The 20,223-nt window shown below is 73.3% G+C and carries 17 protein-coding genes; 9 read left to right on the top strand and 8 right to left on the bottom strand.

Features of this window, described 5'->3' with window-relative positions; translation table 11 throughout:
- Positions 1–41: 41 nt before the first annotated feature.
- Both ACZ69Q_RS14410 and ACZ69Q_RS14405 read right to left on the bottom strand, forming a co-directional pair.
- Complete coding sequence (locus tag ACZ69Q_RS14410; RefSeq protein ID WP_471041376.1) at positions 42–1,265, bottom strand: 4-hydroxybenzoate 3-monooxygenase; 1,224 nt, start codon at positions 1,263–1,265, stop codon at positions 42–44.
- Positions 1,266–1,334: 69 nt separating this feature from the next.
- Entirely contained in the window at positions 1,335–1,742 is a 408-nt protein-coding gene (locus tag ACZ69Q_RS14405) for a CoA-binding protein (RefSeq protein WP_471041374.1), read from the bottom strand.
- A 331-nt stretch (positions 1,743–2,073) separates the two neighbouring features.
- Between ACZ69Q_RS14405 and ACZ69Q_RS14400 the strand changes: the two genes are divergently transcribed.
- The 5 genes from ACZ69Q_RS14400 to ACZ69Q_RS14380 all read left to right on the top strand — a co-directional run bounded on the left by ACZ69Q_RS14400 (position 2,074) and on the right by ACZ69Q_RS14380 (position 8,439).
- Positions 2,074–2,832 carry a hypothetical protein gene (locus ACZ69Q_RS14400; protein ID WP_471041373.1) on the top strand — a complete coding sequence of 253 codons (759 nt, stop codon included), beginning with the start codon at positions 2,074–2,076 and terminating at the stop codon, positions 2,830–2,832.
- Entirely contained in the window at positions 2,829–3,371 is a 543-nt protein-coding gene (locus tag ACZ69Q_RS14395) for a SixA phosphatase family protein (RefSeq protein ID WP_471041372.1), read from the top strand. Before ACZ69Q_RS14400 ends, ACZ69Q_RS14395 begins: the two co-directional genes overlap by 4 nt.
- Positions 3,372–3,482: 111 nt before the next feature.
- On the top strand, positions 3,483–4,109 hold the full coding sequence (locus ACZ69Q_RS14390) for a YigZ family protein (protein WP_471041370.1): 627 nt from the start codon (positions 3,483–3,485) through the stop codon (positions 4,107–4,109).
- 134 nt (positions 4,110–4,243) lie between these two features.
- Complete coding sequence (locus ACZ69Q_RS14385) at positions 4,244–5,407, top strand: exonuclease SbcCD subunit D (protein WP_471041368.1); 1,164 nt, start codon at positions 4,244–4,246, stop codon at positions 5,405–5,407.
- The gene (locus ACZ69Q_RS14380) at positions 5,404–8,439 is read left to right on the top strand and encodes an AAA family ATPase (protein WP_471041367.1); all 3,036 of its coding nucleotides are present in this window, start codon (positions 5,404–5,406) and stop codon (positions 8,437–8,439) included. Before ACZ69Q_RS14385 ends, ACZ69Q_RS14380 begins: the two co-directional genes overlap by 4 nt.
- 16 nt (positions 8,440–8,455) lie before the next feature.
- On the opposite strand, the gene ACZ69Q_RS14375 is transcribed toward ACZ69Q_RS14380, so the two are convergent.
- The gene (locus tag ACZ69Q_RS14375; protein WP_125527225.1) at positions 8,456–8,902 is read right to left on the bottom strand and encodes an Lrp/AsnC family transcriptional regulator; all 447 of its coding nucleotides are present in this window, start codon (positions 8,900–8,902) and stop codon (positions 8,456–8,458) included.
- 94 nt (positions 8,903–8,996) lie between these two features.
- On the opposite strand from ACZ69Q_RS14375, the gene ACZ69Q_RS14370 reads away from it, so the two are divergent.
- The 3 genes from ACZ69Q_RS14370 to ACZ69Q_RS14360 all read left to right on the top strand — a co-directional run bounded on the left by ACZ69Q_RS14370 (position 8,997) and on the right by ACZ69Q_RS14360 (position 10,966).
- Complete coding sequence (locus ACZ69Q_RS14370; RefSeq protein ID WP_471041365.1) at positions 8,997–9,488, top strand: rhodanese-like domain-containing protein; 492 nt, start codon at positions 8,997–8,999, stop codon at positions 9,486–9,488.
- 57 nt (positions 9,489–9,545) lie between these two features.
- Positions 9,546–10,061 (top strand): immunity 21 family protein, encoded by a 516-nt coding sequence (locus ACZ69Q_RS14365; protein ID WP_471041363.1) that lies wholly within the window; start codon positions 9,546–9,548, stop codon positions 10,059–10,061.
- A 71-nt stretch (positions 10,062–10,132) separates the two neighbouring features.
- Complete coding sequence (locus ACZ69Q_RS14360) at positions 10,133–10,966, top strand: SDR family oxidoreductase (protein WP_471041362.1); 834 nt, start codon at positions 10,133–10,135, stop codon at positions 10,964–10,966.
- Positions 10,967–10,981: 15 nt separating this feature from the next.
- On the opposite strand, the gene ACZ69Q_RS14355 is transcribed toward ACZ69Q_RS14360, so the two are convergent.
- Complete coding sequence (locus ACZ69Q_RS14355) at positions 10,982–12,670, bottom strand: DUF885 domain-containing protein (protein ID WP_471041360.1); 1,689 nt, start codon at positions 12,668–12,670, stop codon at positions 10,982–10,984.
- A gap of 64 nt (positions 12,671–12,734) precedes the next feature.
- Positions 12,735–13,241, bottom strand: coding sequence for an Lrp/AsnC family transcriptional regulator (locus tag ACZ69Q_RS14350; RefSeq protein ID WP_471041358.1), 507 nt, complete (start codon positions 13,239–13,241; stop codon positions 12,735–12,737).
- A gap of 93 nt (positions 13,242–13,334) precedes the next feature.
- On the opposite strand from ACZ69Q_RS14350, the gene ACZ69Q_RS14345 reads away from it, so the two are divergent.
- Entirely contained in the window at positions 13,335–14,552 is a 1,218-nt protein-coding gene (locus tag ACZ69Q_RS14345; protein WP_471041551.1) for a trans-sulfuration enzyme family protein, read from the top strand.
- A gap of 12 nt (positions 14,553–14,564) precedes the next feature.
- On the opposite strand, the gene ACZ69Q_RS14340 is transcribed toward ACZ69Q_RS14345, so the two are convergent.
- The 3 genes from ACZ69Q_RS14340 to ACZ69Q_RS14330 form a co-directional block, all read right to left on the bottom strand.
- Positions 14,565–15,998, bottom strand: coding sequence for a GNAT family N-acetyltransferase (locus tag ACZ69Q_RS14340; RefSeq protein ID WP_471041357.1), 1,434 nt, complete (start codon positions 15,996–15,998; stop codon positions 14,565–14,567).
- Positions 15,999–16,152: 154 nt separating this feature from the next.
- A complete protein-coding gene (locus ACZ69Q_RS14335) occupies positions 16,153–18,813 on the bottom strand; it encodes a DUF7824 domain-containing protein (RefSeq protein ID WP_471041355.1) in 2,661 nt (886 codons plus the stop codon).
- A complete protein-coding gene (locus ACZ69Q_RS14330; RefSeq protein WP_471041353.1) occupies positions 18,810–20,219 on the bottom strand; it encodes an SWIM zinc finger family protein in 1,410 nt (469 codons plus the stop codon). Before ACZ69Q_RS14330 ends, ACZ69Q_RS14335 begins: the two co-directional genes overlap by 4 nt.
- Positions 20,220–20,223 lie beyond the last annotated feature (4 nt).

Below are 20,223 nucleotides of genomic sequence, written 5' to 3'. Positions count from 1 at the left end.
TCGGCATCCGGTGCCCGGCCCTCGATGTCCGGCCGTGGGGTTCAGCCCTCCGGGTGCCTGCCCAGGTACTGCTCCGCGAAGGCCGCGGCGGCCTTCGGGGAGTCGAAGATGCGGCGGAGCCGGGCGAGCGTGGTACCCGCGCGGTACGGGTCGCCCGAGGACGTGCCGTGGTAGACCTCGGAGAGCCAGTGGGAGAACTCCTGGCAGTCCCACACCCGGTTCAGACAGGCCGTCGAGTAGCCGTCCAGACCGGTGCCGTCGCCCTTCGTGAGCTGGGCGACGAGTCCGTCGCCCAGCAGGAAGGCGTCGTGCAGGGCCAGGTTCATGCCCTTGGCGGCGATGGGGGCGGTCAGATGGGCGGCGTCGCCTGCCAGGAACAGGCGGCCGAACATCATCGGCTCGACCACGTAGTTGTGCATGTCCAGGACGCGCTTCTCGATCAGCGGCCCCTCGGTCAGCGGCGGCACGCCGTTCACGCCGAGCCGCTGCTGCAACTCCGTCCACACCCGGTCGTCCGACCAGTTCTCCGGGTCGTCGCCGGGCGGGCACTCGAGGTAGTAGCGGGTCACCTCGGCGCTGCGCGGCATGTGACCGGCGAACCCGCGAGAATGCAGGCCGAACAGGACGCAGTCGGAGGACGGCGGGGCCTGGGCGAGCAGCGCCAGCCAGCCGATTCCGTAGTCGCTGCGGGCGATGCGGGCACGACCGGCGGGCAGTGCCGCGCGCGTGACACCGCGCGCACCGTCGCAGCCCGCGACGAAGTCGCAGTCCACGACCTGCCGCTGACCCGTGTCGGGGCAGGTGTACGACACCGAGGGGCGGTCGGTGTCGAGGCCGTGCAGCTCCACGTCCTGAACGCCGAAGCGTATGGCGCCGCCACGCACGTCCGCGTACTCGCGCACCAGGTCCGTCACCAGCAACTGCTGTGGATAGACCCAGTGGTGAATCCCCGTCAGCTCGGCGTAACCGAACCGATAGCGCTCGCCCGCGAACCGGAACTCGCACTCGGTGTGCCGCTGTGCCCGCGCCAGCAGGTTGTCGGCGAGGCCGCGCCGCTGGAGTCCGCGTACGGCACTCTCCTCGAGCACCCCGGCGCGTGGCCGCTGCTCGATGAACTCGCGCGTCTCGGTCTCCAGCACCAGACAGTCGACGGACGCCGCCCGCAGGATGTTGCCGATGGTGAGGCCGGCCGGTCCGGCGCCCACGACGACTACCGGAAAGCGCTGCGCGGGGCTGGAGTTGTGGTGGGGGGAGGTGGAAGTCACCCGAGCATTATGCGGGCGCCCGACCCGGCCGGGGAGGGTTCCGGGGCCGGGCGGGCGGGCCCGGCCCGGCTAGCCCAGACGGGGTATCTCGATCGCCGGGCAGCGGTCCATGACCATCTCCAGGCCCGCCGCGCGCGTGCGGTCGTAGGCCGCCTCGTCGATGACGTCCAACTGGAACCAGACCGCCTTGGCGCCCTTGGCGACCGCCTCGTCGGCGACCGGCCCCGCGAGGTCGCTGTTCACGAAGACGTCGACCACGTCCACGTCGAACGGGATGTCCGCCAAAGAGGCGTAGCCCTGCTCACCGTGGACCGTCTCCGCCTTCGGGTGGACCGGCACGATGCGCTTGCCGTAGCGCTGGAGTACGTCGGCGACCCCGTAGGCCGCCCGCCGCTGGTTCGACGACAGGCCCACGATCGCCCAGGTGTCGCCCAGCTCGGTGAGGATCTTGCGAACCGCCGCCTCGTCGCCGTACACCACTGGCCTCCTCGTGCTTCGTGGAACCGCCGTCGTCCGTTCTCGGCCGTCTGCTCTCGTGAGCCACGGCCGTACGTTCTCGTGAGCCACAACGGACGACGGTCCACGAGGATTCCCGGCGCATGCGGCGCAGCGATCTTCCCCGGCCCCTCTCGGCCCTCCCCGGCCTTTCTGCGCGTCCGCGGACCGAACTGCTGTCCGGTCGGGCCGGTGCGCAGTACCGTTCGGGCAGTGCGCACCGCAGGGGGTGGCGATGCCCGGGTACGACACGGACGACCAGCGAACTCCCGACCGAACCTACTCCCGCCACGCTGCACGGAAAGCAGGCCGGATGGCTGCGGACGACCGCGCGTGCGCCTACGCTCGCTCCGTGCTGCGCATCATCGACGCCCGAACCGGCGTACCCGTCGACGCCGCGCCCGCCCGCCGCGGTCTGACCCGCATCGAGGTGCATCCCGAAGGCTTCGACATCACTGCCCTACGGGTGCTGCTGGCCGCGGACCTCCTCGTGCGCGCCCTGGAACTCGGCGGCACCCCGGTCTGGGCGCTGCTGGACGCCGAGCGGGAGCAGGCGGAGCTCAGGACCGGCGCCGCGGCACTCGGCATCCGGCCCTTCGAGGACGGCCGGGACGCCACCTCGGGCCTGGGCGAGGCACAGGTCATCCACGTCGTACGGGAGGGCGGCGCGGAACCCGACGGCGTAAGGCTCGCGGTCGCGCCGGCGCACTCGGAGGCGCCCTCCGGGGACGCCGACCCCGCCGCCCTGCGCCTCGCCCTGCTGTCCCGGCGCAGAAGCGTGCCCGTACAGCTCGACGCGGCCGCTCTCGCCGAAGCCCAGGACACCCTCGTACGCTGGCGCCGGTCCGTCGCCGCCTGGGCCCGGCAGCCGTCGCGGCCCATCCCCGACGAGGTGCGGACGGAGCTGCGCACCGCCTGGGAGGACGACCTCGACCTGCCCGGGGTGCTCGGGGTGCTGCGCTGGGTCGAGAGCGCGCCGGACCTGCCGGACGGCGCCCGCTTCGAGACCTACGCCTACGCCGACCGCCTCCTCGGCCTCGACCTCACCCACGACCTGGGAGCCCTGCAGTGACCGCACACTTCGGAGCGGGCCCGTTGCGCCGTCTGGTCGTCCTGCGGCACGCCAAGTCCGCCTGGCCGGACGGTGTCGCCGACCACGAACGGCCGCTCGCGCCGCGCGGCCGCCGGGACGCCCCCGTCGCGGGCCGGATGATCGCCGACGCCGACTGTCTGCCGGACCTCGCCCTGTGCTCCACCGCCGTGCGCACCCGGCAGACCTGGGAGCTGGCCTCCGCCGAATGGGGCACACCGCCCCCGGTACGCCACGATCCGCGCGTGTACGCCGCGGACGTGTCCGAGCTGCTGGAGGTCGTGCACGAGGCGCCGCCCGAGGTCGGGACGCTGCTCCTGATCGGGCACAACCCCGGCCTGGAGGACCTCGTCCTCGAACTCGCCGGTGACGGCCTCGACGACACCCTGGACGAGGTCCGCACCAAGTTCCCCACGTCGGCGATCGCCGTCCTCGCCTGGCACGGCACCACCTGGCGGGCCCTCGCGCCCGGCACGGCACTGCTGACGGGCGTGATGGTGGCCCGGGGCAAGAAGGAGTGACCCGGCGCCGGGCACGCGCGTGTGCCCGCGGTCCGGCGCGCGGCGCCCGGGGCGGCCCGCGCTCGCCCCTCCCGCTCGGGCGGCCGCGGACGCTGCGCATAGGCTGGCCGGATGCAGGACGAGTACCGCACAGTCGCCCAGGCGGGCGTGCACGAGACCGAGGTCAACCGCTCACGCTTCATCTGTGCGCTCGCCCCGGCGGCCACCGAACAGGAGGCCCAGGACTTCCTCGCCGCTGTCCGCAAGGACCACGCGGACGCCACCCACAACTGCTGGGCCTACGTCATCGGCGCCGACGCCGCGATCCAGAAGGCCAGTGACGACGGTGAACCGGGCGGCACGGCCGGTGTCCCCATGCTCCAGATGCTGCTGCGTCGCGACATGCGGTACGTCGTCGCCGTCGTCACCCGCTACTACGGCGGCGTCAAGCTCGGTGCGGGCGGACTGATCCGGGCCTACGGCGGAGCGGTCGGCGAGGCGCTGGACACCCTCGGCACGATCACCCGGCGCCGTTTCCGGCTGGCCACCGTGACCGTCGACCACCAGCGCGCCGGCAAGGTGCAGAACGACCTGCGCTCGACCGGTCGCGAGGTGCGGGACGTGCGCTACGCGGAGGAGGTCACCATCGAGATCGGCCTGCCGGACGCCGACGTGGAGGCGTTCCGTGCGTGGCTCGCGGACGTGACGGCGGGGTCGGCCGGGTTCGAGCTCGGGGGAGAGGCGTACGGGGACGCGTGAGGGGACGAACTGCGGGCAGGACCGGGTCGGCCGGGGTGAAATGTCCGTAACGGGCGTATGTCTGACCCGTCATGACGGGGCGATACGGGAGTAACCGTCCGTGCTGTCAGACCCGGCCGTTAGTCTCGGGGATCATGAGGCTGCTGCACACTTCCGACTGGCATCTCGGCCGGGCGTTCCACCGGGTGAACATGCTCGGTGCCCAGGACGGGTTCATCGGTCACCTCGTCACGACCGTCCGCGAGCGCGGCGTCGACGCGGTGGTCGTGTCGGGAGACGTGTACGACCGGGCGGTGCCGCCGCTCGCCGCGGTCGAGCTGTTCGACGACGCCCTGCACCGGCTCGCCGGCCTCGGAGTGCCGACGGTGATGATCTCCGGCAACCACGACTCGGCGCGCCGGCTCGGCGTGGGGGCCGGCCTGATCGACCGTGCGGGCATCCATCTGCGGACCGAGCCCTCCGCGTGCGGCACACCGGTCGTACTCCGTGACGACTTCGGCGACGTGGCCTTCTACGGCCTGCCCTATCTCGAACCGGCCCTGGTGAAGGACGAGTTCGGCGTCGACAGGCCCGGGCACGAGACGGTCCTCGCCGCCGCCATGGACCGGGTGCGCGCCGACCTCGCCACCCGCGCGCGTGGCACACGGTCGGTCGTCCTCGCGCACGCCTTCGTCACCGGCGGCGAGGCCAGCGACAGCGAGCGCGACATCACCGTCGGCGGGGTGGCCGCGGTGCCCGCCGGGGTCTTCGACGGCGTCGACTACGCGGCGCTGGGCCACCTGCACGGCTGCCAGACCATCACCGAGCGCGTCCGCTACTCGGGCTCGCCGCTGCCGTACTCCTTCTCGGAGGCTGACCACCGCAAGAGCATGTGGCTGGTCGATCTGGACGCCGACGGCGCGGTCACCGCCGAGCGCGTCGACTGCCCGGTGCCGCGCGCGCTGGCCCGGATCCGCGGGACGCTGGAGGAACTGCTCGCCGATCCCCGGCTCACCCGGCACGAGGAGGCGTGGATCGAGGCGACGCTCACGGACGCGGTGCGCCCGGCGGACCCCATGGCCCGCCTCGCCGAGCGCTTCCCGCACACGCTCAGCCTCGCCTTCGCCCCCGAGCGGGCGCCGGAGGACCCCGATGTGTCCTACGCGCAGCGGCTCGCCGACCGCAGCGACCAGGAGATCGCGCAGGACTTCGTGGCGCATGTGCGCGGTGCCGGGCCCGACGAGCACGAACAGGGCGTCCTGCGGGACGCGTTCGACGCGGTGCGGGCGGACGAGGCCGTACGGGAGGTGGCGCGATGAGGCTGCACCGCCTCGACATGACGGCGTTCGGGCCGTTCGGCGGCTCCCAGACCGTCGACTTCGACGCGCTGTCGTTGGCCGGCCTGTTCCTGCTCCACGGCCCCACCGGCGCCGGCAAGACCTCCGTCCTGGACGCCGTCTGCTACGCGCTCTACGGCTCCGTACCGGGCGCCCGGCAGAGCGGCCAGGGCATGACCCTGCGCAGCGACCACGCCGCGGCCGGTACCCGCACCGAGGTCCGCCTCGAACTGACCGTCGCCGGACGCCGGTTGGAGGTCACCCGGCAGCCGCCCTGGGAGCGCCCGAAGAAGCGCGGCTCGGGCACCACGCTCGACAAGGCGCAGACCTGGCTGCGCGAGTACGACGCACAGGCCGGGTCCTGGAAGGACCTCAGCCGCTCGCACCAGGAGATCGGCGAGGAGATCACCCAGCTACTGGGCATGAGCCGCGAGCAGTTCTGCCAGGTCGTGCTGCTGCCCCAGGGCGACTTCGCCCGCTTCCTGCGCGCCGACGCCGAGGCCCGGGGCAAGCTGCTGGGCCGCCTCTTCGACACGCACCGGTTCGCCGAGGTCGAGAAGCGTCTCGCCGAGCGCCGGCGGGCCGCCGAGGCCCAGGTGCGCGACGGCGACTCCGCACTCCTGGCCGACGCGCACCGCATGCAGCAGGCGGCGGGCGACGCGATGCGGCTGCCCGACCTCGCGCCGGGCGAGCCGGGCCTCGCCGAGGCCGTTCTGGGCGCCGCGGCCGTCGCCCGCAGCACCGCCCGCGAGCAGCTCACCGTCGCCCATTGCGGCCTCCTGGCCGCCGAGTCCGCCCAGGCCGCCGCCGACCGTGCCCTGAGCGACGTACGCGAAGTGGCCAGGTTGCAGCGGCGGTTCGCCGAGGCGCGGGAGCGGGCACAACTGCTGGACGAGCGGGCCGACGCGTACCGCGAGGCGCAGGCCCGCATGGAGCGGTCCCGCAAGGCCGAGATGGTGGCACCCGCACTGGAGCTGCGGGAGGCGGCCGACGCCGAGCACCGGCAGGCGGCCACGGCACACTCACGCGCGCGTGCGCTGCTGCCGGGAGCCTTCGGGGACGTTCTGCCGGGCGGGGGCGCAGAGACCGCCGGATCGCCGGCCGAAGCCGGTGCCGCCGGGCTCGCCGCGGCCGCGCGCCGGGTCGCCGAGGAGCTGGGCGGGCTCGAATCGGCCCGTCGCGGCGAACGACGGCTGGCCGAACTCATCGACGAGCGCACGCAGTTGGACCGCCAAGAGCGGGCCGACGACGACGTACGGCTGGACGCGGAGGCCTGGCTCGCCGGGTGGGAGGAGACCCGGGCCGGGCTCCAGGCGCGCATCGAGTCCGCGCAGGACGCCGCGAACCGCGCCGACCAACTGGCCGTACAGCGCGAGCCCGCGCGGCAGCGGCTGGCCGCCGCGCGGATGCGCGACCAGTTGGCCGGCGACACGGACACGGCCGCCCGGCACGCGACCGACACCCAGGAGCAGACGCTCAGAACGAAGGCGCACTGGCTGGACATCAAGGAACAGCGCCTGAACGGCATCGCCGCCGAACTCGCCGCGCAGCTCCAGGACGGCGAACCCTGCGCCGTCTGCGGGGCCGTCGACCACCCCGCACCCGCCCGCAAGGACGCCGGCCACGTCGACCGGGAAGCGGAGGAGCGCGCACAGGCCGCCTACCAGCAGGCGGAGGAACGGCACGCCGAGGCCGAACGGCGCCTGGGCGTCGTACGGGAAGCCCTGGCCGCGGCCACCGCGGAAGCCGGTGACATGCCGACAAGTCGACTTGCCCAGGCGGCCGACGAGTTGGAGCAGCGGTACACGCAGGCCCGCAGGGACGCCTCCTTGCTGCACTCCGCGCACGAGGAGCTGCGGCGGGCCGAGGCGGAACACGAGCAGCGCACCGCCGCCCATCAGCAGGCGGAGGTCCGGGCCGCCGCCCGCGTCGGCCACCGCGAGCGGCTGGACCGCGAGAAGTCCGCCCTGGAAGCCGAGTTGGCCCAGGCACGTGGCACCGCCGACAGCGTCGCAGCGCGCGCCACGCAACTGGAGCGGCAGGTCGCCCTGCTCACCGAGGCCGCCGACACCGCCCGCGCCGCCGAGGACACCGCGCAGCGCCTGAAGGACGCCGACGCGCGCCTCGCCGACGCCGCCTTCCGCGCGGGCTTCGACACCCCGCACGCCGCGGCCGCCGCGCTTCTCGACGACGCCGCGCACCGTGACCTGCAACGACGGCTGGACGCCTGGCAGTCCGAGGAGGTCGCCGTGCGCGCGGTGCTCGCGGAGGCAGACACGGCGGACGCCGCCCAGCAGCCGCCCGCCGACCTCATGAGTGCCGAGAGCGCCGCCTCGGCCGCCGCCCGGCGGACCCGCGACGCCGCCTCCGCGCGCGACGCGGCCGCCCGTCGCTGCACCGAACTCGACCGGCTGTCCGCCCGCGCGGCCACCGCCGTACGCCAACTCGCCCCGCTGCGCACGGAGTACGACCGCGTGGCCCGCCTCGCAGCGCTCACCGCGGGCACCTCGGCGGACAACGAACGCAAGATGCGCCTGGAGTCGTACGTGCTCGCGGCGCGCCTGGAACAGGTCGCCGCCGCCGCGACCGTACGCCTGCACCGCATGTCGTCCGGCCGCTACACCCTCGTCCACTCCGACGACCGCACCGGCCGCGGCCGAAGCGGCCTCGGGCTGCACGTCGTCGACGCCTGGACCGGCCGCGAGCGCGACACCGCCACCCTCTCCGGCGGCGAGACCTTCTTCGCCTCCCTCGCCCTCGCGCTCGGCCTCGCGGACGTCGTCACCGACGAGGCCGGCGGCGTCCGTCTCGACACCCTCTTCATCGACGAGGGCTTCGGCAGCCTCGACGACCAGACCCTCGACGAGGTACTCGACGTCCTCGACTCACTGCGCGAGCGCGACCGCAGCGTCGGCATCGTCAGCCATGTCCCCGACCTGCGGCGCCGGATCCATGCGCAGTTGGAGGTTGTGAAGGGGAGGTCGGGGTCGGTGCTGCGGCAGCGTGGTCACTGACGGGCTTACGGCCGGGTCACTGACCGAGAGGGCGGCGGGGCAGCGGTGATGAGTACACGACGCTCGTCGTCACCGAGCCCAGCGTGCCGATCTTGCCGGACACCTCCTCCAGGTGCCGCATCGAGCGGGCCGCGACCTTGATGACGAAGCAGTCGTCGCCCGTGACGTGGTGGGCCTCCAGGATCTCGGGCGTGGTGGCGACCAGGTCGTGGAAGGGCTTGTAGTTGCCGTTCGGGTAGCGCAGGCGCACGAAGGCCAGGATCGGCAGGCCGAGCCGGTCCGGGTCGACCACGGCGGCGTAGCCCTGGATGACGCCCGCCTCCTCCAGCCGCCGCACCCGCTCCGTCACCGCGCTCGGGGACATGGACACGGCACGGGCCAGCTCGGCGAAGCTGGCGCGGCCCTCGCGCTGGAGGACGTCGAGGATGCGCCAGTCGGTGGCGTCCGGGGAAAACGTGGTCATGAGTGAGAGATAGCAGGGGAATCACCGGCTGGACAAGAGGAAGGCCGGGGATTGCCACTTCAGGGAGAGGGGCGCTGACCATAGTTTTGTGGGCATGACGAACGCCACCGCCACCGCCACTGCCGCCAACGCCGTCCTGCGCGTCGCTCCCGCCTCCCCCGCCGAGGCCGCCGCCCACTTCCGTGCGAGCCTCGCCTTCCACGCCGACGTGTCCGACGTCGCCGCCGCGCTCGGCGCCGGTGGCGACCCCGGGTTCGTCGTCGTGGACTCCCGGTCCACCGAGTCGTGGGACCAGGGCCACATCCCGGGCGCGGTCCACCTGCCCACCGCCCTCATCCCCGAGCAGGCCGAGCAGCTCCTCGACAAGTCCGTGCCCGTGGTGACGTACTGCTGGGGCCCCGGCTGCAACGGCGCGACCCGTGCCGCCCTCGCCCTCGCCGAACTCGGCTACCGGGTCAAGGAGATGCTCGGCGGATTCGAGTACTGGGCGCGTGAGGGCTTTGAGATCGAGACGTGGCAGGGGCGTGAGCGACGTGTGCCCGACCCGCTGACGGCGCCGGTCGATGCGGACAACTGCGGCTGCTGAGGGGCCAGTTGGACACGGTGGGCCCGTGGGTCCGCTGTGCGTGTAGGTTCTGCTGCCATGGTGAGATACGCGGATCCGGGCACGGTGGAGTGGATCGAGTCGGGCGGCGGCCCCCTGATAGCCGTGCCGGAGACGGTGCTGCCGTTCTGGGCGGGTGCCGACGGCGACGAGACGGCCTCGGACTACGACCGGGCCTGCGAGGTCGACGGGTTCGTGGGACTGCTGCCGGTGGGGGACAGCGCGGCACTGGTCTTCGGTGACGAGCCCGCCTCGACCTCCTATCTTCCCGACCACGCCACCTTCGTACGGTGGTGCGCGGCCGACTCCGAGGCGGAACTGCTCGCCCGCGTCCCGGCCGCGCTCGCCATCGCGGACTGGGGACACGAGGTGCGCTGGAGGGTGCCGGGCACGGTGGTGCTGTTCGACTCGGTCTGGCCGGGACGGGACACGGAACGCACCGAGCATCTGCGGGTGGCCCTGGAGCCGGGAGCGTACGCGGTCCGGGCCGCCCAGGTGCAGCCCGGCCCCGAGACCTGGCTGGGTCTCGTTCAGCTTCGCCGGCTGCCGCACTGACCCGCGGGAACAGCGGACCGCCGGGAATAACCGGGTGCGCCGGAACCGGCCGTTCACCATCATGATCTGCCATGCCGCCTCTTCCGCACCCCGCCCCCGAAGACCTGCGCCGCGAACCCCTGCCCCTGCGTGGCCGGACCGCTCTGGTCACGGGGGCCAGCAGACGCGCCGGCATCGGACATGCCGTGGCCCGGCGGCTGGCCGCGTACGGCGCGAGCGTCTATCTGCACCACCATGTGCCGCACGACGCGGGCATGCCGTGGGGAGCCGACCGGCCCGAGGAGGTCGTTGCCTCCGTGCGGGAGGCGCTCGGCGATCCCGGGGCTCAAGTCCTCGCCGGTCCCGGTGACCTCTCCGACCCGGCCGCGCCCGCCGAACTGATCGCCACGGCCGCCTCCGCGCTCGGCGGACGGCTCGACATCCTGATCGCCAACCACGCGGTCAGCGGCTCCGACGGCACCCTCGACGAGATCGACGCCGCCATGCTCGACACGCACTGGGCGGTCGACACGCGTGCGGTGCTGCTGCTGGTACAGGCTCATGCCCGGCTGAGGCCCGCCGGTCCCGGCGGCCGCGTGGTGATGATGACCTCCGGCCAGGACATCGCCGGCGGAATGCCCGGCGAGATCGCCTACGCGCTCCAGAAGGGCGCCCTCGCCTCCATCACCCGCTCCCTGTCGACCACGCTCGCGGAACGGGGGATCACGGTGAACACCGTCAATCCCGGGCCCGTGGACACGGGTTACCTGACCGGCGAGGCGTACGAGGCAGTCGCGGAACGCTTGCCCGCCGGCCGGTGGGGGATGCCCGACGACCCCGCCCGCCTCATCGCCTGGCTGGCGACTGACGAGGCGGGCTGGATCACCGGTCAGGTCATCGACTCCGAGGGTGGATTCAGACGCTGATCACAAGGCGGACCGTCAGAGCGCGGACAGCTCGTCCACCAGGTCGTCCAGGCCCAGCGACCCCTGCGACAGGGCCGCCATGTGCCACGCCTTGAGGTCGAAGGCGTCGCCGTGCCGCTCGCGTGCCTTCTCCCGGCCCAGCAGCCAGGCCCGCTCGCCGAGCTTGTAGCCGATGGCCTGGCCCGGAATCGTCAGATACCGGGTCAGCTCGCTCTCCACGAAGTCCGCCGGACGGCTGCTGTGCGACCCGAAGAACTCCTGCGCCAGCTCCGGAGTCCAGCGCTCGCCCGGATGGAACGGGGAGTCGGCCGGGATCTCCAGCTCCAGGTGCATGCCGATGTCGACGATGACCCGGGCGGCCCGCATCATCTGCGCGTCGAGGTAGCCGAGCCGGTGCTCCGGGTCGGTCAGGAAGCCGAGTTCGTCCATGAGCCGCTCCGCGTACAGCGCCCAGCCCTCGGCGTTGGCGCTGACCCCGCCGATGGTGGCCTGGTAGCGGGAGAGGTTCCCGGCGACGTACGTCCACTGCGCGAGCTGGAGGTGATGGCCCGGCACGCCCTCGTGGTACCAGGTCGAGACCAGGTCGTAGACCGGGAAACGGGTCTGGCCCATCGTCGGCAGCCAGGTGCGGCCGGGGCGCGCGAAGTCCTCCGACGGGGCGGTGTAGTACGGGGCCGCGGCGCCGCCGGGCGGGGCGATGCGCGACTCCACCTTCCGCACCGGCTCGGCGAGTTCGAAGTGCGTGCCGTCCAGCTTCTCGATCGCCTCGTCCATCAGGCCCTGGAGCCACTCGCGGACCTCGTCGACGCCCTCGATGTGCTTGCCGTGCTCGTCGAGGTGCGCCAGCGCAACCCACGGCGTCGCGGCGCCCAGGAGGATCTTCTCTGCCTCCTTCTTCATCTCGCCCAGCAGGCGGTGGTACTCGGCCCAGCCGTACGCGTACGCCTCGTCCAGGTCCAGGTCGATGCCGTTGAAGTAGCGCGCCCAGCGGGCGTAGCGCTCCCGGCCCACTGTGTTCGCGGCACCCTCGATCGCGGGCGCGTACACGTCGCGCATCCAGTCGCGCAGCTCCACCACGGCGGCCGTCGCCGCGCGGGCGGCCTCGTCCAGCTCGGCGCGCAGCGCCTCGGGGCCGGCCGAGGCGAAGTCCTCGAACCAGCCGCGCCCCTCACCCGTGTCCGACCACTCGGTGAGCTGCTCGACGAAGGTGGCGGTCGGGCGCGGAGCCGCGTACAGCTTGCGCTCCAGACCCAGTTCGAGGGCCTCGCGGTAGCCCGCGTACGCGGTCGGCACCGCGCGCAGCCGCTCGGCGATCGCCGCCCAGTCCTCGTCGGTCTGGCTCGGCGTGACCGTGAAGATCTCGCGTACCGAGTGCGCGGGCGTCGCCATGTTGCCGACCGCGCGCAGGCCCTCGTCGGCGTCGTGCACGGCCAGTTCGGCGGTCAGCCGCTCGCGCAGCAGGCGCGCGCACCGGCGCTCGATGTCACTGTCCGCGCCGGGCCGGCGTTCGGCCTCGTCCAACCGGGCGAGCGTGTCCCGCCCGAGCTGCGCGAGCGCCTCCTGGCCCGCGGGTGAGAGGTCGGGGAGCTTGCCCGAGCTCTCCTTCACACCAAGATAGGTACCGGTGACCGGGTCGAGGGCGATGAGCTCGTCGACATACGCGTCGGCGACCTCGCGGGGGAGCGGGCTGTTGGTCTCAGACATGCGGTCCATCCTCATACGGCGACCACTGCCGCGTCAGCCCGGTGCCACCGGACCTTGTCCCAAGTCAGCCGGATTTCGCTGAGGGCGTGTTTCCCGCTGCGTCGGCCGGCAGCAGCGGCCCGCAGTCCCACTCCTGGAAGATCAGCCGCGTCTCGACGCGGGCCACCTCCCGCCGGGAGGTGAACTCGTCCAGCACCAGCCGCTGAAGATCGGCCATGTCCGCCACCGCGACATGGACGAGATAGTCGTCCGGCCCGGTGAGATGGAAGACGGTCAACGACTCAGGCAGCGCCCGGATCCGCTCCACGAACGGCCCCACCAGCTCCCGCCGATGCGGTCTGACCTGCACCGACAGCAGCGCCTGAAGCCCTCTGCCCAGCTTCGCCGGGTCCAGCCTGAGCCGGTGGCCGAGAATCACGCCGGAGCGGCGCAGCCGCGTCACCCGGTCCAGGCACGTCGACGGCGCGACCCCGACCTGGGCGGCGAGGTCGCGATAGGTGGTCCGGGCGTCGTTCTGCAACAGCCGCAGCAGATGCAGATCGACCGGATCCAGTACGACAGATTCGGCCATTGGCCGAACGTAACACGGGATTCGCACACCTGATCCCGGTCACTGTTCACTCTTCCGCCCATGGACCCCGCGATCAGGGAGGCGAACGACCGCATGCCCGGCTACGACGACGCACGCACCGCACCGAGAGCACTCGCCACCGAGGCCGTGCACGCCGGCCGTGACGACCTCGCCCGGCAGGGCCTGCACGCCCCGCCGATCGACCTGTCGACCACGTATCCCTCCTACGACAGCCGTGGCGAGGCCGCCCGCATCGACGCCTTCGCCACCACCGGCGCCGAGCCGGACGGCCCGCCGGTGTACGGCCGCCTGGGCAACCCGACCGTCGCCCGCTTCGAGACCGCCCTCGCCCGGCTGGAGGGCACCGAGGCCGCGGTCGCCTTCGCCAGCGGGATGGCCGCCCTGAGCGCGGTTCTTCTCGTACGGGCCTCGATGGGCCTGCGCCATGTCGTCGCCGTACGCCCGCTGTACGGGTGCAGCGACCATCTGCTCACCGCCGGGCTGCTGGGCTCCGAGGTGACCTGGACCGACCCGGCCGGCATCGCGGACGCGCTGCGCCCGGACACCGGCCTGGTGATGGTGGAGTCCCCGGCGAACCCGACCCTCGCCGAACTCGACCTGCGGGCCGTGGCCCACGCCTGTGGCTCTGTCCCGCTGCTCGCGGACAACACCTTCGCCACGCCCGTGCTCCAGCGCCCCGCCGAACAAGGCGCCCGGCTGGTGCTGCACAGCGCCACCAAATACCTCGGCGGGCACGGCGACGTGATGGCGGGTGTGGTGGCCTGCGACGAGGAGTTCGCCGGACGACTGCGGCAGGTGCGGTTCGCCACGGGTGGCGTCCTGCATCCGCTGGCCGGCTATCTGCTGCTGCGCGGCCTTTCCACCCTGCCCGTCCGGGTGCGCGCCGCCTCGGCGAACGCCGCCGAACTCGCCGGCCGCCTCGCCGCCGACCCGCGGGTGGCCCGGGTCCACTATCCGCGTATCGGAGGCGCCATGATCGCCTTCGAGGTGAACGGCGACCCGCACGAGGTCATCGCCGGCGTCCGTCTGATCACCCCCGCCGTCAGCCTCGGCAGCGTCGACACCCTCATCCAGCACCCGGCGTCCATCAGCCACCGCATCGTGGACGCGGACGACCGACGCGGCGCCGGGGTCAGCGACCGGCTGCTGCGGATGTCGGTGGGCCTGGAGGACGTGGACGACCTGTGGGCGGACCTGGATCAGGCACTGGGGGCGCTGCCGCGGCCCTTCAGGGGCGCGGGAAACTGCGCGACCAGCCACAACACACCCGCAGCCGCCATCGGGCACTGACCCTTCCCTCGCTCAGGCCTTCCCCCACTCACCCCCACTCGCGAGCCGCTCCGCAACCGGCTCCTCCCGCGGACCGTCCAGCCGAGCCGTGATGACCAGGGTCCCCTCCTCGATCTGATAGTCGAGGGGGAGGCCCAGGCCGCGCATCGCGGCGACCATCCCGGTGTTGGAGGCCTGCGTCACCGCGTACACACTGGCGCACCCGGCCTCGATCGCCATCGAGACCAACCTGCGGAGCAGCTCCGCGCCGATGCCGCAGCGCTGCCACGCGTCCTCGACGAGCAGTGCGACCTCCGTCTCGTCACCGTCCCACAGCAGGTGACCGAGGCCGACGATGCGCCCCGACGCGGTCCGCACGGAGAGCGTGCGGCCGAAGCGAGGGCTGAGCAGGTGATTCAGATAGCGGTCCGCGTCCCCGACCGGGCCGTGGTAGCGCATCGCGAGCGTGCGGGCCGAGCACCGCTCGTGCATCTCCTTCGCGGCCTCCAGGTCGCCGACGTCCGCCCGGCGCACGGTGATGTCGTTGCCCTTGGGCAGCGTCAGCACGTCCTGACTGCGCGGCACACGCGGCCCGAGCCGGGCGTCCAGCTCCACCAGGGCCCGCGCCCGCGCGAACTCGGTCGGCGTGAACGGCAGATACGGCCGCTCCACAGTGATCACTCCACCTTCCGGCGCCCGCAGCCGCATCACGGTGTCCTCGAGAGCCCCTTCCACCGGCACCGGCTCCGGTCGCCGACTGCCCACGGCGGGCACCGCGGGCAGCGACCGGATCGTGCAGCGGCCCAGCAACTGCCGCAACGCCAGAGGCAGTTCCGCCGCGTCAAGGGCCGTACGCGTGGCCAGGCCCAGCACCCGGGTCGGCGCGTCCACCAGGTCGTGGGCGTCGGCCCGCTCGATCCAGGTGCCGGCACCGCCGGCCGCCGAGACCGCGTCGCTGATCTCGTCCGCCCCGAGAGCGCCGGGCGCGCGGAGCAGGAACTCGTCCACCGTGCCCTCGGCCAGCGGATGCGTCTGGAGGCTCAGGATGTCGACCCGCAGGCCGGCGAGCGCCGCGCACAACGCGGCCAGCGAGCCCGGTTCGTCCTTCACCGTCGTCCGCATCCGCCACAGCGTGCCTTCCCGGGACACCGTCGAGGCCGTATCCCGCGGCTGGTCCGGCCGCCCGGCCCGCTCCTCGGAGCGCGGTCGGGCATCGGTATCGCTCGTCGGAGGGGCGTGACCGTGGCGGCGTGCCCTCCATGCGCGGAACCCCGAGCCGGCGACCAGCAGGGCCGCCACGGCCAGCAGCAGCGCCGGTCCGTCGGGCCCGGACCCGTCGAGGTTCGCCGCGGCCTCGGCCACCGCCACCGCCGTCAGGACCGCGGCGAGTTCGACGGCGTTCCGCCGCCAGTGGTGTACCGGACGTCCGTGTTTCGCACGTGTCACATCAGATATGTCTCGACTCATACACCCACTGTGAAGGAACGGTGTTGCGTGATCACGAACGCATTGTGACCGGGCGGTAAAGCTCCGCTATGCCGGTTTTATGGCATATTCAACTGTGTGGGATGCGACGACTTCTACGGCGGCCCGCTCCACCGTCGGGCCGCCCGCCCCGCCGTCAGGCCGCCAGGTCCTCCGCCAGCGCGCTGTGCAGCCGCCGTGCCTGCGCCACCAGCCGTGACGAGCCACGGCGCCCCGCCGTCCCCGCCAGATGCGGCAGCTCCTCGCGTGCCCCCGTTCGCTCCGCGCATTCCGCGGCGACGGCCAGGAGATCCGCGAGCCCGCGCGCCGGAGCGGCCGTCTCACCGGTCGCGAGGTCCGCGAGCAGGATGGGCAGCGTGTGCCGGAGCAGCGACCACACGGTGGCGTTCGCCCCCGTGGCCGCCGCCGTCCGCACCGACTCCACCAGCCGTGACGGCTTCACCGCGCCGCGTCGCACCAACTGCCCCAGATCAGCGCCCAGTCGGTCGGCGTCGAGCTGCCCCCGCGCCGCCAGCACCAACAGCGCGTCCACGGCGGCGAGCCGGTCCTCCGGATGCCGAGCGCCGAGCCCGTACGCCACGCACAGGTGCACCGCCTCGCCCGCCTCGCCGCCCGATTCGGCCAGTTGGGGAAGTATCGCCGCTTCTCCTCGTGAGTCGTCGACGGCGACCGTCGAGAGATCGCCCACCATTCTGACCGCCACCAGTTCGCGCTGTTCCGGCAGCAGGGCCAGCCAGTGCGGCCGCATGCCCTCGCTCCAGTGGTAGCACCGCCGGCGGTCCCCGAAGACGCTCACGGCCTGGCCCAACGAGCGCAGGCCGGGCGGGAGGTCCGCCTGGAGCTCGGCGATCTCCCCGGACTCGACGAGTATGCGGTCCCCTGAAGCCCGCCGCCGCAACGCCGGCGCCGCGCAACCGCCGGCGCGCAGCCACTCGGCGAGGCGCGTCCCCTCCGCCGTGCCGAGCGCCGCCGCACGCTCCGCGGCAGCCTCGGCCGGCGCACCCTGCACGCGGCGGACCCGCAGCAGCGCCTGCGCGAAGTCGGCCGCCGACACCCGCGCCCCGAGGCGCCGGTACTCGGCGAGACGTGCGAGAAGTTCGTCCGGCTCCAGCAGTCCCGTTCCCCAGGTGGGTGTGGATAGCAGGAACGGCAGGGGCTCGGTGCGGATCCGGTACGCCACCTCCCACAGGCGGGTCTCGAAGGCCCGGGTGAGCGGGCTGTGGCCGCACTCGCCGGCGACGGGCCCGCGCTGGAGGGCACGGCGGAGCGTGTCGGTGAGCAACTTCCCCCGCAGCGCCGCCAGCAGGAGCTCAAGACCGTGGGCCGGGCTGATCAGGCCGTGGTAGCGGGTGAAGTAGTCGTCCGCGGTCGACGCGTACTGCGGCTCCTGCTGCGCCCACCAGCGTTGCGCGATGACGGGCTGCAGCGCCTCCAGCAGAGCGTCCTGGTCGCCGTAGGCATGACGCACGAGCCCGTCCAGCGCCCGCTCGAACTCCGCGACGTCGCCGCCGGAGACCAGCAGCGCCCCCACCTCTTCGGCGAGTTCCGCCGCCGATGCGGGCGCGGGCGCCAGCCGCACCGGCTCCGGCGCGGGCGGCAGCACCTCCTCGTACGTCACCGGCTGCGACGGCACGGGCGAGGCGCCCAGGGTCTGGGCCGCCCGCTTGCGCAGCGTCGGGATCAACTGGTCGGCGGCGATGGCGAGTTCCTCCCGCACCTCGACGGTGCCCGCCCTCCCGGCATGCCGCTCCACCAGCTTCAGCGCCCGCTCCTGCACCTCCGCGTCCTCGTGCCCGAAGGCTTGGGCGACGGCGGGCAGCAGCTCCCCGGCGGTGGACGGATCGCGGGTGATCACCTTGCCGAGCAGCACGAGCTGGGCGCGCACGAGCTTCTTCTCGGTGCGGAACAGGACCGCGCCCGACATCTCGACGAGCTGACGCACCGTCACCTCACCGTCCAGGGCAAGCGACGCGAGCACCGACTGCGCGTGCGCCGCCACGACGGACGCGGCGTCCGCTGCCAGCGCCAGCCAGTCGGCGATGTGCTCGCGCCGCTCCTGAACGGTCAGGTCGAGCGCCTGGAGCATGCGCAGGAACACCCGGTGGTCGGCGGCCCGGCCACCCCGCAGCAGCCGCGCCAGACACGCGTCCACCGTCGCCTTCCGGTCCAGCACACCGTCGGCGGTGAGCTGGGCGATCGCCTCGTTCCAACTGTTCGGACCCTCGCCGGCGGTCCATGCCAGACGGCTGCCGATGTCGTTCGTCTCGAAGAGCGCCGCCGTGAGCCGGGCGAGGTGCGGGTCCTTGCGCAGCCGGGCCAGGACCGTGTCGCCGAGCTGCCAGACATGGCCGATGTGCTCCACCCAGCCGTGGACGTAGGCCTCCGTCGTCGGAACCTGGCAGCCGGAGAGCCGGACCAGGCCCGCCATCAGCTCGTACGGCACTCGCGCGGTCGGCGGCCGCTCGGCGATCCGGTGCGCCACGTCGCCGAGCCAGGCCGGCGCCCGGTCGCCCAGGACGTCGATCAGCACGCCCGGCGACGCAGGCCACCAGCGCATGTCGGCGGCCGCGAGCCAGCTCGCCACACCGGCGGCACCGGTCTGGCAGGCGGCCCCCGCCGCGTGCAGGGCGGGGTAGGCGCGGTGGGCCTCGGAGGTCCACTGATCCGCCCTCAGCTCCTTGCGCAGCGCCCTCAACTCGGGGAAGAACGCCCGCCGTTCGGCGTCCGTCATCCCGTCCAGGAGGCTCACCACCTCGGCCGTCCGCCCCGCTCGTACCGCGTCCATCAGTGAAGTCATCGCGCGTCCACCTCGACTCGTGCCATGTCCCGCTCCGCCGCGGCGACGCCCCGCCGCACCATCCGTACCGCCAGCGCGTGCTTGCACGGCCCGCGCCCGCCCCGGTACTTCGCCCACCACAGGCAACTGCAACTGAGCACCCCGGCCTCGTCGCGCACTCGGTGCACATGTCCGTCCTCGGCCGTCACCGTGCCCAGTGCGCCGTCCAGCGCGACCGCGCCCGCCGCCACCAGCGCCTGCGCCGAGCGCAACCGGGGGTTGTGGCGCTCCACCCGCTCGGCGTCGTACGGCAGCTCCCGGTGGAAGTAGGCCGCCTCCGCCGTGTCGTACCCGACCCGGCCCGACGTGCCGAGGCGGGTCAGGGCCGCCCGGACCCGCTCGGGCGTGAGACCCGAGCCCGACGCCAGGTCGGCGACGTCGACGCGGGGCTCCCACGCGAGCAGCACCGAGATCAGTTCCGCGTCCTCGGCGGCCTCGTCGGTGGCGAGCGCGTCGAGGACGCCGCCCTCGCCGGAGAAGCCGCGTGAGGCGTCGGGAGACAGCGTCAGCGTCAGCCGCATTCCGGGCAGGACCACCTCCCAGGCACTCGCCGTGGCCGCCGCGCCGCCGGTGACCGCGGGGCCGTACACCCGCAGGGCCGTGGCATGCCGCAGCACCCGCTGGAGCGCGACCAGCCGCTCCGGACCCGGCAGGCACACCGCGCCGGGCACCGCCCGCGTCGTCGGCCGCAGCGTGTTCCCCGACGGCACCACCCACCGCGGGCCGGCCGAGGCGGCGCGCGCCCCGCCGCGCGGCAACGCCCGCAGGAACCGCACCGCATCGGCCGATGGCAGCTCGGCCCGCAGATCGAAGCCGGCCGCTGTCACCTGTGCCTCTGCGAAGCCCCGCAGCCAGCGGTCCGGCAGCGGCACCTTCTTCTCCACGACCGGCCCGTCCAGCGTGGTCAACGCCAGCTCCTCGGGGCCGACCCGCAGATGCAGCGGATCGTCCGAGCCGATCCTGGAAAGGGCCTCCCGCAGCGGGTTGTTGACGTCGACGTTCGTCGTGCCGTGCCCCACCTCGCCGCCGTCCAGGCCCGGCTCCAGCACGTCCAGGCGGGCGTACACCCCGCAGCAGCCGGAGAACGACTCGAAGCGCAGCCGGTCGCCGTTGCCCGTCACCACCGGGTCGAGGGAGGCCCGCAACTGCTGCTGGTAGTACCGGGCCGCCGCCACGTCGGCCACCGCGAGCAGTGCCGCCGAGGCCACCTGAGGGGACGTCAGGAAGCCCGCGAAGAACTGCGGATGGTCCGTCACTCCCGTGGGTGTCGCACCCCGGGAAGTCTCCAGCCCGAGCAACTGTCCGCCCGCTGCGGACTCCAGCACGGACGGTCGCCGATAAGCCACGGCCTGCAAAGATCGCGTCATGGAA

The organism is Streptomyces sp. NPDC036764, assembly GCF_055609385.1.
Note: the sequence above shows the minus strand (reverse complement) of the source record. Positions and strands in the feature narration are given on the sequence as shown.